Source organism: Thalassotalea sp. ND16A, assembly GCF_000764205.1.
In the GTDB taxonomy this organism is placed as follows: domain Bacteria; phylum Pseudomonadota; class Gammaproteobacteria; order Enterobacterales; family Alteromonadaceae; genus Thalassotalea_A.
The window spans coordinates 66,449-81,107 of sequence record NZ_JQDZ01000112.1 but is presented as its reverse complement, the minus strand read 5'-3'; the positions used below and the strand labels follow the sequence as shown (position 1 = coordinate 81,107).

The following is a 14,659-nucleotide window of genomic DNA, read 5'->3' as shown; positions in this document are numbered from 1 at the left end:
GCAAAAAAGCTAGTATTCCGGTATATATCCGTTTCAAAATTTAGCTCAAGTTAGCCGAAGTCAATCAGCAAAGTACATTCGCAAACTAAAATATGTTACCTAAGTTGCAAAAAATCTGTAGCTATAATTCACTGCCTAATCACATCAAAGCTACATACTCAGTTATTCATCTGCTAGTGTTTAGTTAATTTATTCTAATACAACGCAAATAATATGATTTCATTATAAATTTAAGATAAGGTTGAATAGATTATTCAACCTTATTTCTTTTGGTTTCATTAGTTTCCAATCCTAAGACTGGATCTTCCTCTAATGTGAAACGGTTACTTCCAATTCAATTTCACAACCCGCAGGATCATTACTCGCACTTGTGGTCATTGCTCCTAGCTCTTTAAGATCAAAGGTCATATACGATTGCGACGTTACTTCCGCATAACTAATTGAACGAGAAAATCGTTTCATACAACCCGATTGAAACTGACTAACAACATTTGCACTACCAATTGGGCATGAAGTTAGACTTTCAATATCGTCTACACGCATTAACACCCCTGACAAATTGATATTCTCTCCTTCATGTAATACAAATGTTTGCTGGCCATAAACCCCAGAATCTTGAGAAAGTTGACGGTATAACATACGACCCTCACTAGATAAATCGAAATAGCGCTTACCGTATTCATCTGTTTTTATTACTGCACTTTCAACGATGGAATTGTTAGTCACACTAGGTTTAACTAAGCCATTAATAATATGTCTCGATGCTGCCAAATCTACCGCGACAGACATAAGATCTTTTGCGGTTAAACTAACACCTTCAATACTTTTAATTTCATTAACATCAAAATCTATGTAATAGCGGCTATGAGCATCAGAGTAGGGTCTATACATTGCACTGGTTGGATCTTGCTGATCACCTTGTATGACGTCAAGTGACACCGCATCCTTAAATATTTTCATTTCAGAACCCTTCATGCTGCCGTAATAAGATAAACCTGGTGCATAACTTGAGTTTGGAGAAATACTATTATCCATTTCAATTGCTCGATTTAATGAAACAAAGCTAGTTTGAGTTGGATCTCGTTCAATACCAACACATGCATAAGAACCATTGCCAAGAGTATGTCTTAAGTTATCTATTGGAACCGGTACTGGGTCGGTGATGACTAGATTACCATTTACATCAAAAGAAGGCGGCTGCCAATTCAATAATAAACGTGCATAGCCAAGATGCTCAAAATATTCGATTTCAATAGTCTTCCAGCCGGGCTCTGAAACGGTTAAGTCAAAGCTTCTGTTTTGGTTGGCGTTTAAAGACCATTCCGTATTAACACCAGGCCACTCAACACCTTGACCACTCACTGTCATACGAAACCCGTCATCAGATGTAATATGCAGGCTATATGTTGCATCTTCATAAAATATTTTTGCCGTCATAGTAGAAGGATCAATGATAGGCTCTCCCGTATCAGGATCAAGAATAGGTTCTCCTGTATCAGGATCAAGCAAGGGGGTTCCACTCTCGGGATCTAAGATAATATCCCCATTGTCATCTGTACGGGTGAATGATTTTAACCCCTCACCTAAAAATATCTCGCCACTCCATTTCACTTTAAAATCGTTACTGGCTTGTGGTGGTCCACCAGTACCCCAATCAACATGGGCACGGGCGTTATATCCACGTTCACCAGGGTTTAACGGCAGATACTCATCACAGACTGTTGCATCAAATTCTGGAGATCCAGCACAATAACTTACCTCCATAAGTAATCCGCTAGTAGAGTCGGTCGATTCGGGTATGTCTTCCGCTGGTACTACTGTTTCGTTAACGAGTTGCTGATGACCTGATGCAAGAGGTCGCACCGTACCATCAGGGGTATAAGCAAATTCGTCAGAACTGGAAAGGATACGGTTTCCTCTTTCTTCACCATCATTACCGTCCCCATACAGCCACCACAAAATATTTGTTTGTTGTTCGCATTCGTCAAGAGGATTAAGAGCACATTCTCCCTCTCCCATATATCCCAGATAAAGTGACTCGTAACTCACATGAACTAATGCATCACGTTGTAGTGGATTAATTAACGAGTTGTCAACTTCACTTTTATCGTCAGTACCATCACCATCGGTATCAACATCATTCGCATTGGTTATGTAACCATTGAAATTATTTGCTTCTTCATAATCACTGAGCCCATCACCGTCAGAATCGGCTTTAAGAGGATTTGTGTAAATAATGGTCCCTGCATTTAACTCTCCGGTGAGTGTTACTGTGTAACCTGTTATTACTTCATCATGATCACTCAAGCCATCTTCATCAGAATCTTTCAATAATGGATTAGTACCATAAGCATCCGGATTTATTACCAGGTTAAACCCTGAAAAAGATGATTCGATATTTGCATAGTCATAGACACTAAAGCTATATTCTTCGCCGTTAATAGAAGTATGAGTAATAGAGCGAAACTCTTGATAATCATCAATACCATCGCCATCGGTATCGATGCTGTTTGGATCAGAACCAATATCACGTTCCACATAATCTGGTAAACCATCGTAATCAGAATCTGCTAACACTGAATTTGGACGAACTAATACGCCTACTGTAGACATGTCAATAGATACTATCCAACCGCGCGCTTCATGTGCGTCTGACAAGCCATCGAAATCACTGTCTCTAAAGCTATCTCCATCATTTTTAGTAGGATCTGCACCTATAGCCACTTCAAAACCATCGGGTATGGCGTCATTATCGCTATCTCTGCGTAACGGATCGGTAGTTACGACACGACCATAGAGTTTTACATCTTTGCCCTCAGGTACAGGTAACCAAGGTTCTACGTAATTTTCAACGGCTATACTTATCGGTTGACCTGATGAATTCCAAACCGCTGGCGCGTAAGGAGCTAATGTCGCATTTTCAGCTTTATATACCACGACATTAGTGCCATCTACTGGATTTTCAGGATAATTATATTCACTGAGGATAATGCTATTTAATTCACGATCTGGACCTGCTGCTATAAACCAATCTATTACCGTTTCATCATCACCTTGTGGTTCTGTTTCCAATATACCGTTTAAACCTGCAGTAATAATGACATCATCTTCCTTAGTTCTACTTCCTAAAGATATTCGTTGAATGTCATCACCTTGGGCCACAGTATTAACTATGCCCCAGGTTGCGTTTGAGTTTACACAGCTCATTGCACCATTAATAATGCTAGGATCATAACACTCAGTTTCAGCAGTTTCGATGATAGCCATGCCTGCAGCAAAGCCAAACAATTCATCACCATCACTAACACGATCATTATCGGTATCACTTAACAGCGGATCGGTTGCCGGCAAAATGACAGTGGAATTTGAATATTCATCATCACCAGCAATATCGGTATCAATTACGCCATTGTTTCCCGGTAAAATACCGACAGTAGCAAACATTAGGTTTCGGTTAAATCGAGTACTCTCGGGGTCAGTAATGTCAATAAATGTATAGACATCATCTGCAAGTATCTCAGTATCTAACTTGCCATTTTTGCCAACAATAATTGCGCTAGCATCTTCTTTTGCAATCGTCTGGTCAATACATAAGGCATCGCTTCTAGTGTCATCTTCTTTACAAAATTCTCGCAAATCTTGTTCTTGAATATCCCATAAACCATCATTGTCAGAATCTGGCGTTGCCGGACTTGAAAATACTCGTTTTAATTCACCATTTGCACTGATTAACCAACCTAATTTGGCTTCAACTAAATCGCTGATCCCGTCGCGGTCACTATCCATAGAATCAGGTAAGCCATCTCCATATACCGCAGGATCTGAAGTTTGATTTTCATCACTAATGAAATATTCAAGCTCCTCTAGGGTTTTCTTCAGGTAACGATTATTAATCACTGTCGGAACAAAATCATCGTTATTGTAGTTATCAACAGCACTATCTACCGAACCGAAGAGATACTCTTCGTGGGCAAACAAGCCGTCTTTATCTAAGTCTTGCAGAAAGGCTAAACGAATTGACTGACCAGCCTTTAATTCAATTTGATCAAAATCAACAGACGTAGGCATATCACCTTCAACTCTTGCAAACCAATTTGCTCCGTAATCACCGTTGCGGAAGGTTTTTACCCTCACTAAGCCTTTAGGGCCATCACAACTACAGTCAATCGTATCAACTGAACAATATTGCCCTGCTATTTGAGCCTTTGCCGAAGCAACCGAACAGGTACGCTGTAGCTCATAGCCACTAATAAACTCTTGCTCGTCTCCATCGCTTTGTATTGAATCTAGGACACCATTGTTACCAGGGTCAATTACCAAGGTCCTTGGTGCAATACCGCTAGCGCCATATGGAATTAACTGCACATCATCGCCCTGAGCTAAGGTATCTACTTTTTTATTTACCCCGGCAATAATACCGGTATTTACTGAGTTATTACGTAGTAAATCCCCTATTGCCACTTTTGTGGTGAGAATACCATCTTGTCCAGCAGTTATTATATTGCCATTTAAGACATCATCGCCGACAGCTATAGTACTGAGTATACCGTCCGGTCCTGCATCAATATAATCTTCTGAGGTATCGTGTTTATCTAGACCAAGTAGGTTTTCTAATAAATATCCTAAAGGCAGGCCTTTATTCTTGCCTGAGCCATCAAATCCTCCCAGGTAAATATTGTTGTCTAAAACACCATTCGTTGCCACTTGATAATTTTCACTACCTAGTTCACCAAAATCAAAACTGATTCCTGCCGTGCGATCATGTACCGTTTGGCTGCTAAAGGCGAAATTACGCTCGTATTCATCGGCAATATCATAATTTACCACTTTGAAAACTAAGCTTTTCGGATCACGCATCAAGGTTTCAATAACTGCCGGGTAAACTTCATTATTAGCAAAAACAAATGGCCCTTTACTGCCATCAAATGGTCCAATATTGATTTCTAAATCATTGCCCGTCATCAATGTTGAATCGGCAATTAAAGTTGCGATAGGTAAATAGCGAGAAGGGTTTTGTGGATCGACTTGCAATACCGATATCTCTAAATTTTTCACCGTAAAGGCTACATCCCCTTTATTCTGCACGGTGATATTGGCACTAATCCGGGCAGCAGTTAATTCACGAGTCACCTCTTGATCTTTAGCTTGTTCATTAAATTTAATTAACGAATTTTCTAAAGCTTGTTGTGCTTCGCGGGCACTTTCTGTATCAATTTGAGTATTAGTACCTGTATGTGACTCAGTGGTCCCACCTAAACCAACCTCTATAAATAAACGGTCAAAAAGTGATGTTAAATAGCAGGCCCAACAAGCAACTTCCGCTCCATTTACCGCGGAGTGATCGGCTTGGGCATCTCTCAGACCAAAACCAACATCCCATGAAAATGAACTGGTATTTTCTCTAAACGTTAATGTGCTGTTGGCAAAGGAAGTATTTTCAGAGCTACTTAGAGAAGCGCTAGTACTTGACTCACTACTAACGGTTTCACCTTCGCTGTTTACATAGGTATAGCGCTCATCGATTTGTAGATTAATGCCGTCTACTTCGATATCTAATTCAGGCATGTCAGCAACTTTAGGATCTCGATTTAACGATATTAACTCTTCTTCATCACTAAACTGATCGCCATCGGTATCGGCCAATAATGGCGATGTTAAAAAGAAGTTATGCTCAACACCATCAGGTAATCCATCTTCATCAGTATCTTGGTCGGCCGGTCCGCTATAAACAACGTTCCATTCGACATAATCACCGAGGCCATCAGCATCAGTATCAGGAGAGCGAGGATCTAAACCAAAAGCCCATTCCTCTGAATCTGTTAGACCATCTTTATCGGTATCATTGGTGGTTGGATCACTCGTTACTTGGCGAATGTTTTTTTCACCATTACTAAGATTAATAACAACTGTAGTGCCACGTAGCTCTTCATTATCAGCTAAACCGTCACCGTCGCTATCAACTAAACCTGAAATTAAATCACCACTGTCAATGATACCATTGCCATTAGTATCGTCCCAATTATCAACAATACCATCGAGGTCAATATCCACTAACACCAATGAGGTACCGTTTATAATTATGATGTCACCGGCATCCACTATATCGTTTTCATTGTTTTCAATGATCTGATAATTTCCCTCAGCCAATAACAAGTTTTGTGCAACTGGAGGTGAGCCCGCAAAAACAGAACTACGAGGATCGAAATTCGGATTGAATGTAGATTCTTGTGTTGCTAAAGGATTACCTTGTTTATCTTTAACATTAACGACTGTCACTCTATACGTCACTTCATTTTGTGAAGTGGTGGTAATATTCACCGAGGTATGTGTGCTATCGAACCACACAACATTCATGCTAAACACAGTACCCACTTCACCATTGATATTTTCTTGGGTAAACAAGTAATTACTAGGCAACAGAGCACTGTCCCCCATCACCGAACTATAACTCAATGTAACATTAGTGTTGCCCGTAGAAATAGCACCAACCACTTGCGGTAATTTAGTCGGGTCAGAAACACTTGTTGCCCCTTGATAGAAAGCACTAACACTATTAGCATCATTAGCAATGATGTTACCACTGGTATCGGTAACTCCATCTAAAACGAGAACATAATACGTTGTACCATCAACTAATGTCTCTAGGGTTAATTCAACCTGAGTGTGAGTTGGATTAAGACTTGCGTCAACTACCTGTATATTACCACTTGTGCAACTTCCATCGTTTTCAAACTCCATTGCACAAACACGGTAGTTCAATGGATTTGCCCCACCGGAATTAATTTCTTCAGAGAAGGTTAAGGTAATATTATTGGTACTGGTGAAAATTATATTCACTAAACTTGGTGCATCCTTATCGGCAAGCAATAAACCAAAAGAACCAGTAGATAAATCAGGATCCATGCCGTTATGTGGCAAAGGCATAGCCTGGTCAGTCACTTGTGAACTGACTACAACTTGATGAGTAACCCGCGGGGCTATATTTTCAACGGTTAGCATAACCTGAGTATTTGATTCAACAAGTTCAGCCGAGAGCACAGGAATTGTACTTAAGGTACTTAGATTACAAGTTTGAAATTCAGGGCAAAATGTAATCGCGTATAAGTTTGGCGTTGCTGCGATAACATCCATAGGTTCACTGAAATACAAACGAATACGACTACTCGTTTCAGCGATAGAAGCGATTAAAAATGGCTTTTGCAAATCTTTATCATCAAAACCTACAAAAAATGACGCCTCTGGTGGATTGACCATTAACAAACCTTCAGCACTGTGTATATTACTCGCAATCAGTTGATACTCTATGCGCTGTTGAGGGCTTGTGGTTAAAATTACATGGTTTTGATCATCCCCCCATATGGCATTAATAACATCCAGCTCAGGATCTTCTATGCGATAATTTGCAAACACTAATGCATCGTCATCCATTCGCTCAGTAAAAGTCACTAGAACATGAGTGTTATCCATAGCTATGGAACTGGCAATATTTGGATTATCTAAACCACTACCGGTAAATTGGGCAACGGTTTGTTCAGCAATTACATTTCCAGGTGCAGGTGTTGCGCGATCAGTGATGTCATTAACTGACAAATAATAAGTAACTCCACTCGCTTGTGGTTGAGTAATAAAAGAAACTTGGGTGTTTTTTCCAACCATTTCAGTAGAAATAACACCAAGCTGATTCACTTCAGAACAAGCACCTTGCTCATCAAAAGCAATAGCACATATTTGATAATGGAAAGGTTCTGCTGCGTTTCCCCAAAGTGGCTCACTAAAACTTGCAACCATCGTTGTATTTGACGTAGATAAAGCACTTAAGAGTAAAGGTGCTGTTTCATCGTGTTCAGCAATACCGAAGAAGTAACCACCATTTCTATCAGGATGAATAAGGGCTTGCCCTGGTTCGGTGATAATATTTGTCACTTCTAGAACATACTCTATGTTACTCATTGGGGACGTTGTAAGTGTGATCAAACGTTTATCTGTTTTATCAACTTCCGCTTTTAATACTTCAATTCTACCTTCTTCAACGTTTGGCACTTCATTGTTTGGTGCCAACACTCTGTAAGCCGAAGTAAGGTTGGCATAACCTTCGTCCATTTTTCTGTCCATAGTGACCAACACGGTAGTGTTAGATAACGCAGTAACATACATAACAAATGGCTCTGGCCCTGTACTACCGATAAAGTTATCAGCATCAGTAAACGTATTGTTATCCGTAGCTGCAGTAAGTTGGCTATTACTAGATTTAGCCGAGATACTAGTAGCAGTTGGATCTTTCCCCCCTATCTGAATGGTATAAAGAACGGGATCTTGTGGAGCAGTTTCTAATACAACACCTGTGCCGTCATCATAAAAAGACAATTTACTAACAGTTAGTTTTTGCCCCGTACCTGACACTATAGAAATATCTTCAATATCAAACGAGTCGGTAGCAATAGCTTGATCAAATATAATTTCAATAAAGTGCTGACTAGCTGATTTGGTAGACATTATCTGAGCTGATGCTCCTGTCTCTTCTGGTGACTGCTCTACTTCGGTTGAAGTTTGATTTATTTCAGCCTGAGTTTCTTCTTTATTACCACAAGAAGATAAAAACAAGATAATAAAAATGACTAAGGAGTGTGAAAGTATATTTTTCATTTATTAATTCCCTTTAGTTAATTTGGTTTTAGCATGTTTAAAATTGCTAACCAAGTTGGCTTTATTTTCAATAAAGCCAACGCTCAAACGCGTTACACAGAACAATGCAATGTTTGCAATAAGCCTTTTAGTGGTTTCACAGAAACACTCCTTTGAATAATACATTCCTTAGATTGGGCGTAATTTTTTTGTTAATAATAAAACGATACCGAAGCAGCATATTTAGTGCCAAGAATTATATCGTTGCATTAACAGTGAGTTAGCTATATGACATTATTTAAATGTCGTACTTTTGTAAAAAAAACTGACAATGACAAGTACATAGGGGAATGATATTTTTATTTAACTTATGCTCAAGATCAGCATTTAGAATTTCGTTCGGAAATTTTTCAGTGTTCGGTAAAAATCATCAAATTATAAAGTGCATACATTCGTACCCCCTGTTAATAGACTTTTAGCAATCAAATACTAAACTATTACTAGCAATTGAAGGTCTTTTGGAGTGTTATTATGAACCCGGTAACAAACAATATTATCCTTTCTGTGTGCCTAGTTATTGGACTGTTAGGCTGTTCCAAAGAAGTTGAACAGAGTAAGACTAACAAGGCAGCGGACGAACCTGTCGTTAAGCAAGAGGTTACAGGTGAACAAACTAAAGCGGTTGTATTATTACGTGGGTTGCCAACACTAAACACGGTCAGTAGTGTCGCCATCGTTGAATTGGATCCTGAGTCGGAGAACTTTGGCGCAATTATCAGTGAATTCGAAACGCCAGACATCAATAGCAATGCTCCGTTACATCATCTCTATTACAGTCCAACGGGGCGTTTATACGCAACTTCACTTGACCCTTTATGCAGCCTTACTGAAATAGGGCTCATTCGGGACGCTACGGGTGCCCCTATGATCACCGGCGTTGATTGTCTCGATACCGGTGGCCAACAGGTGGGCGAAGACATTATGTGGCACTCGGTAAATGGCACTCAGTACATGTTCGTCACGTTTATGGGCGGTACTGGCGTAGATCAGGCCGATGGCGGTTCCATTGGCGTATTTGATCCACAAAGCAATGCCCTAATCAAAATCATTCAGGCGCGCAAAAGTCAGGTTGCTGAAGGTGAACCATTCATCATGTATCCCCATGGCATATCTGCCTTTGGCGATCGCATGGTGGTAGCGTCTACCATTCACCCTGATCTGGCCACCGGTGTCGGCAATAACATCGCCATCATTGACCTGAACACGTTTACGCCAATACAAAATATTGTGGTGGAAGACGCCAAGCCTGTTGGTTTTCCATCATCTCCGGTAGAAGTATTATTTGTCCGCCCGGATATTGTTAAAGGCGCAGAGCCAGCGGTATTGGTCAACACCATGTTTGGCTTTGAAACTTGGAAAGTCCCCTATGATGAAACCACTAAAACCTTTGGCAGCCCGGTAAAACTTTATGACGGTGTTGAACAAGGCACCGGAGTTCCTTTGGAGTTTTATGGCAACGAGTCTGAACTCTTTATCAGCCACGCGCTGCCAGGTGTGATCAAGCGCTACCACTTGGCTAACCTGCCGGAACTGGTAACGTCTGGTCCTGATATTGCTGCCGACCCAGGTGCTCATCATATGATTTTCTACCCCACCCAGTCAGGCAGACAAGTGATCGCGGTGCAAAACAATTTGCTCAATCTTGGTAACGGCGCCGATAACGATCCAACCGATATTGATTTTATTGCTAAGGTCAATGCGCATACCATCAGTGTGCACGACCTGGCTACCAGTGAACGCCTGGCCACCATAGATTTCAAGGCCCGCTATCAAAAAGGTATCGATAACATCGAAGGCTTGTTTGGATCCGGCTTTATTCATCATCACTAAAATCTTCGATGTCAAAGCGTGTATTGCCAGTAATATTAGTCATCGTCAGCAGCCTGTTGCTGTTAGGACTGGCATACAGCTTTTTTTGGCCAACCGCTGTGCGGCCTACGCCGTTGTCTGCATTCACTGCGCCATTTGTCTACGGCCACTTCCAGATACCCGCGGATAACCCACTGACCAAGGAGGGTGTGGCCCTTGGACGCTTGCTCTTTTATGACAAACGCTTGTCAGCAGATAATACGGTGTCATGCGCAACTTGCCACCTGCAACGTTTGGCTTTTACCGATGGCAAAGCCAGATCAGTAGGCGTGTCGGGAAAAGAGCTCGCATTCAATAGCATGAGTCTGGCGAATACTCTGTGGGGACCACAGCATTTTTTCTGGGATGGTCGCGCCCAATCGTTAGAGGAGCAGGCGCTGATCCCTATCCAGCACCCTGATGAAATGGCGCAGGATCTGGATCAATTGATTGATGAATTAACAGCCGATGAGCATTACCTGAAACTGTTCCGCCAGGCCTATGGCGAAATTAACGCCAAAAATATCGCCTTCGCTATCGCCAGCTTTGAAAGGACTTTAGTTTCAGCCAATTCTAAATACGATCAATTTTTACGGGGAGAGTTGAAATTAAGCGCTGATGAAGAGCTTGGCAGAAAGCTATTTATGGCACACCCAGACGTTAAGGCCAGTTTACGCGGTGGTAATTGCATCGATTGCCATAGCCAGTTTCTCACCAGTGGTTTTAACGCCAAGTTTGATGGTTTTGCCAACAACGGCCTGGACAGTGACAGCAATCTGAAACCCGGGCTGGAAAAGATCACCAAAATGAAAGCTGACCGGGGTAAGTTCAAGGTACCAACATTACGAAATATCGCGTTAACGGCCCCCTATATGCACGATGGACGATTTGCAACGCTGAGGCAAGTACTCGATCATTACGATCAGGGGATCAAAGTGAGTGCGACTTTAAGTCCATTGATAATGGAGGCGACTAACCAGCCAAGTGATAGCGAACAACTGCAGATCAGCTTGAATTTGAGCGAGGACGAAAAACTGGCGATTATCGCTTTTTTACACACCCTTACCGACTATACTTTTATCGACAATGAGAATTTTTCTAACCCTTTCCCAATAAAGAGGGTACCGCATGAATAAAATCTGGATCCCATTATTCTCTGTTTTCGTGCTGCTGGCTTTTAGCTGGCTTTATTTGGTTAATCATAAACAAGCAGGCACTGTCACTTTACAGTTTCAGGCGCGTGTTGGTGACAAGCCGCTTGAATTTAATCAGACTCGCTATGCCAATCCCGGTGGTGAGGGGAAATTTCAAATACGGCATTTACAACTGTATCTCAGCAACATCCAATTACAGGGGAAAGAACAGCGTTTTCAGGTAGCCGATAGTTATCATCTTGCTCGCTTTGACAATGCTGCGAAGAGCTATTTGCTCGAGCTGCACGATGTGCCTTACGATAAATACTCTAAGGTGAATATTTCCATCGGAGTGGACGAAAGTGCAAATGCCTCAATCATGGCCAGAGGCGATCTCGATCCCAATAACCGGATGGCCTGGAATTGGCAAGTTGGTTACAAATTCATTCTGTTTGAAGGCACCTTAGCACACGCGCAAAAGATACAACCTTTGGTTTACCATGTGGGCTTTAGTGAAAACTTAAAAGCTCTGCAATTTCATTTGCCAGAACCAATAACCCCAGGGTCGGCGCCGGTCAACTTTGATGTTGACATTCTCGCCATGTTCAGTTCATCGGTGAACATCAATATGGCTGCGCTGCCAACGGTGAAGTTTGATCGAAACGATGCGCGTTTAATCGCTGAAAACTATGCCTCGATGATCACCTTGTCTGCCGATGACTCTGCCTACTCTGCTCTGGAAAAATCTGAGCCATAAAAATTTACGTAATAAGCAATTAAAGCTGATCTTTGTTAATATTTAGTGAAATTAACCAACTCATTCTTTCAATTAATATTTAACACGTTGAAAACAAAGGAAATAAATATTGGTGTGTATTTTGCTTATTTTATTGGAATGAATAAATAATGTATGAAAAGGAGTATCTTGTGGACGTAAAATTAGAAGACCGCCCGATAGAGCAGGTTCGTGAAGAAACAATAGATCAATTAATTTATAATTACAGTCATATGGTTATTTCAGCAGAAGCCTTTGAACATCGATTAGATCAGGCAATGCAAAGTAATGATGCCCATGAAATTGTTGCCTTGGTGGAAGATCTGCAGCTAAAAGCCGACACCAAGTACCAAAGTGAAAAAGAATACCAATTTACCCCCAATTACAGTCATCAAGTGAGCGATGAAGATGTCAATCTTCGCAGCATACTTGGCTCGAATGAGCGCAGTGGTCAATGGCTGGTGCCAAAAGAAATTAATGTTTTCGATATTCTTGCTTCCACTAAGCTGGATTTTACCGATGCGATATTCCAACATCAACATGTCACCATCAACATATTTTGCCTGATGGGCTCCGATAAAATACTGATACCAGAAAATGTGAATGTAGTTACCAACATTTTTGACGTGATGAGCAGTGTCGAAAACAAATCTGCCTCTATGGCCAATCGTCAAGCACCAACAATCACCATCAAAGGTAAAGTCATTATGGGTAGCCTGGTAATGAAAGTGAAACGAACCACCAAGGAAAAATGGATGGGTTTTGCTGACAGTTTAAAAGCTTTGCTTGGTACAAAATAAAATTTGACCGGTTTACCGTAATTTAAACAAAATGCCGGTTACGGTGAGTGTCTTATTTATATTAGTCAGTGTCTTATTTATTTTTTATTTAAAGGGCAACCTCTAGCCCCGCATAAGCAAAAGTTCGATCGTAGACATAGAGAGGGTCAACACTATCATAATCTTCGAAGCTAAAACTTGTATTAAACCACCAATTTAAGCCCGCAGAGTTAGCAATTTTATAGGCGTAAGATAGTTCAAACTGAAAACCTTCTTTAGAATTGATCGGGTCTTCACCTTCAATCGATGATAACTGGTCGTTGAGATCATAGCTATAATCTCTGTAAGTGATTTGCGTTGCTAATTTTTGTTTTTTACTGATGTTGTTTCGATACCTTAAACGGGCACGGTGCCAAGTAGTATCATAATATCCTGAAACATTATCATTGCGTTTTTCAAAATAAATATATGCTTGTAAATCCTGTTTTTTGGAAAGATCGAAACTCCAGGTAACTTGTGACATATGGTAATCATATTCTAGCGAAGTACCCTCAACCGAGCTTCCTTGTTCGTCTTTGCCTAATCGGTCTTCATACACTCTATTTCTAAAGCGGTAATATGCACTCAAACTGTGTGTTTTATTGGCCTTATATTTTATGTAAGCTTTGAAGGAAAGATGTTTATAATCTAAATTTGAAGCACCAATATCGGTATAGTCTTCATACTTCTTCACCCGAGTATCGAATGAAAAAACGAAATAAACGGGTTTGCTCCAGAGAAACTTTAAATCACCTTCAGTAGCAAATATATTGTAATCATAGCGATTTTCTACCGTAACACCACCAATAGTACCGATAGTTCCCTTTGCGCGGCTAATGTAAGTCTTATCTTGATTTTCAAACCGCGCGTCGAGTTTATAGCTAATATTGGTATTTAGTAACTCACCTTTACTTTCAAATGATGCACCTAATGAAAACTTTTCTTTATCGGCATCATCAAAACTGTCTTCATAATTGTTGCTTAACCAGCTAGCGTATAATGAAACCCCCGAATTAAACTTGTGGCCAGCATCAATTTCAATCTCAACAAAATTGGCATTTTCAGGTGAATGTAACTCACTAAGTAAATAGGGATTACTATCGACCCCTGCTTTAATGGCTGTTGAAACATCCACAGCGAAAGTAGAAAAGCTCAATGAGGCGAGTACACACGATGTGGTTATTAATTTTTTTTTCATAATGTTATCGACTATTTTTTATTATAATGACATAAGAGCGAAATAATATTATTTCATATTAAATGACTAAACTTTTAAATGCTACGCTGTTTGATTGTCTAGTAGGGAGCCTTAATTGATTATCGCTCAATATTCGTAGACAGCAAGTACATAACCATAAGTATAATCTATGAATATAAAAGGTGTGAATGACGATATATCACTT

At 40.5% G+C, this 14,659-nt stretch carries 6 protein-coding genes; 4 read left to right on the top strand and 2 right to left on the bottom strand.

The annotated features are described in order from the left end of the window. Window positions 1-309: 309 nt before the first annotated feature. Window positions 310-8,643 (bottom strand): Ig-like domain-containing protein, encoded by an 8,334-nt coding sequence (locus ND16A_RS03690; RefSeq protein WP_033078771.1) that lies wholly within the window; start codon window positions 8,641-8,643, stop codon window positions 310-312. Window positions 8,644-9,153: 510 nt separating this feature from the next. On the opposite strand from ND16A_RS03690, the gene ND16A_RS03695 reads away from it, so the two are divergent. The 4 genes from ND16A_RS03695 to ND16A_RS03710 all read left to right on the top strand — a co-directional run bounded on the left by ND16A_RS03695 (window position 9,154) and on the right by ND16A_RS03710 (window position 13,238). Next, on the top strand, window positions 9,154-10,512 hold the full coding sequence (locus ND16A_RS03695) for a hypothetical protein (RefSeq protein ID WP_200880857.1): 1,359 nt from the start codon (window positions 9,154-9,156) through the stop codon (window positions 10,510-10,512). 8 nt (window positions 10,513-10,520) lie between these two features. Beyond that, window positions 10,521-11,666, top strand: a complete 1,146-nt coding sequence (locus tag ND16A_RS03700) for a cytochrome-c peroxidase (RefSeq protein ID WP_033078770.1) — start codon at window positions 10,521-10,523, stop codon at window positions 11,664-11,666. After that, the gene (locus ND16A_RS03705; RefSeq protein WP_033078769.1) at window positions 11,659-12,420 is read left to right on the top strand and encodes an MbnP family protein; all 762 of its coding nucleotides are present in this window, start codon (window positions 11,659-11,661) and stop codon (window positions 12,418-12,420) included. The genes ND16A_RS03700 and ND16A_RS03705 overlap by 8 nt, the downstream gene beginning before the upstream one ends. Before the next feature lie 170 nt (window positions 12,421-12,590). Continuing rightward, window positions 12,591-13,238 carry a LiaF domain-containing protein gene (locus tag ND16A_RS03710; protein ID WP_033078768.1) on the top strand — a complete coding sequence of 216 codons (648 nt, stop codon included), beginning with the start codon at window positions 12,591-12,593 and terminating at the stop codon, window positions 13,236-13,238. A gap of 88 nt (window positions 13,239-13,326) precedes the next feature. Here ND16A_RS03710 and ND16A_RS03715 read toward each other — a convergent pair whose 3' ends face one another. Beyond that, window positions 13,327-14,454 carry a hypothetical protein gene (locus ND16A_RS03715; RefSeq protein ID WP_033078767.1) on the bottom strand — a complete coding sequence of 376 codons (1,128 nt, stop codon included), beginning with the start codon at window positions 14,452-14,454 and terminating at the stop codon, window positions 13,327-13,329. Between the last annotated feature and the right edge of the window lie 205 nt (window positions 14,455-14,659).